This window comes from Pseudoalteromonas haloplanktis ATCC 14393, assembly GCF_000238355.1.
Lineage (GTDB): Bacteria > Pseudomonadota > Gammaproteobacteria > Enterobacterales > Alteromonadaceae > Pseudoalteromonas > Pseudoalteromonas haloplanktis.
Window position 1 is genome coordinate 1 of record NZ_AHCA01000035.1, and the last position, 1,737, is coordinate 1,737.

1 protein-coding gene is annotated in these 1,737 nt (G+C 44.8%); it reads right to left on the reverse strand.

All coding sequences use genetic code 11. The features are described 5' to 3' along the window. Positions 1–1,737 (reverse strand): beta strand repeat-containing protein (locus PHAL_RS23425; protein WP_036981722.1); only part of this gene is annotated, 1,737 nt, incomplete at both ends.

Genomic DNA, 1,737 nt, shown 5'->3' on the forward strand with positions numbered 1-1,737 from the left:
TGCAACATCGTTAATTGACGCGGTTGCGGTGATTTGACCATCAGTAAGGCCGGTTAAATCAACATTATCAATAGCCCATAAGCCACTGGTGACGGTGGTGGTTACTTGGGTTGTGTTGCCATTCGTATCAGTGAAGGTGAGGGTGACGAGTTGGCCATCTTCCACATTACTCACGGTGCCCGAGAAGCTATTGGTTGTGCTATCGGCGGTATTAATGATTTGGTCAACGTCATTAAATGTCACGTTAATATCTGCGACGACGTCTTTTTGTACGACTTCTTGGCTTGAGCCTGAATTACCTGCTTGGTTCGTTACGGTGGCTGTGCCGGTGATATCGCCGTCTTTTAAGATACGGGTATCAATATCACTAATCATCCACACGTCGCCATTAACGACAGCAGTACGAGTAATGGTGTTTACGCCATCGGTGAGAGTAACAGTGACAGTTTGACCATCTTCAACATTACTCACCGTACCGGTGATATCAACCACCGGCGCTTCTACAGCATTAATAATATTGTCTTGGAGGGTGTCGATATCAATGGTGATATCAATAGGGGCTGTATTTTTGATAACGGTATTTGAAGCCGTTGCTACATTTCCATTACTATCAATACTGGTTGCTGTAAACGTTAAGGTACCATCGGCAAGGCCACTTAAGTCACCATCTTCAATTATAAAAAAGCCATTTTTTACAGTGGTATTAAATGTCAGAGTTTGACCATTTGCATCAACCACTTTGATGACGACGGGTTGACCTGTTTCTATATCATTAGCCGCACCACCAAATACTGCTGGGTCTACTTCTGTGCTATTGAGGATCTCGTCGCCATTATGCTTAATTTGTACAGAGATCACAGATACTGTGTCTTTAAATACTTGTGTATTTGCTGTTGCTGAGTTTCCTGCTATATCATTGCCTGCTACATCAAACTCTAGTGGGCCTTCAGCAAAGTCAGATAAATCAAGTTCGCCTAACGACCAAAGCCCGTTAGTGACAGTTGCTTGGTATGTTTGTTGTATGTTGGCGCTGTCAGTGATGGTTATTGTTAAACGTTGACCCTCTTCAATACCGGTAGCTGAGCCACTGATCAAAACGTTACTTATTTCACGGGCGTTGAGAAGATCATCAGTACCAGAAGCAACATCTATAGTTAGCGCGGCTTGGGTATCTTTAACCACAGTTACCGTGCTTGTTGCCACATTGCCAGCACTATCAGTGCTGGTAACGGTGACGACTAAATCGCCTTCGGCGAGATCGTTGATATCTACGTCACTAAGCGACCATTTTCCATCAACTAAGGTAACTGAGTCGTTAGTGCGTGTAGTGCCGCGGCTATCGGTGACAGAAATAATGACTGTTTGGCCATCTTCTATGCCCATTGCCACACCTGATACGCTCACCGCACTTTGTTCTGCAGCATTGATAATTTGGTCAGCGTCTTCAACTGTAATCGAAATCGTCGCTGTGGTGTCTTTAGTAAAGGTGATGCTGTTATTGGCTGGATTTTCAGCCACGTCAGAAACTGCCACGCTTGCCGTGATCTCACCATCAGCAAGGGATGATAAGTCCACATCTCCCAACGTCCATAGACCGTTAACAATCAAGGTTGTTGCTGTAACGGTTGCACCATTTTTATCAGTCAACGTGAGGGTGACTGTTCGGCCGTCTTCGACATCGGTGACGGTGCCAGAGAAGTTATTGAGTTTAGCCTCAGTTTGATTAATTACTTGGTC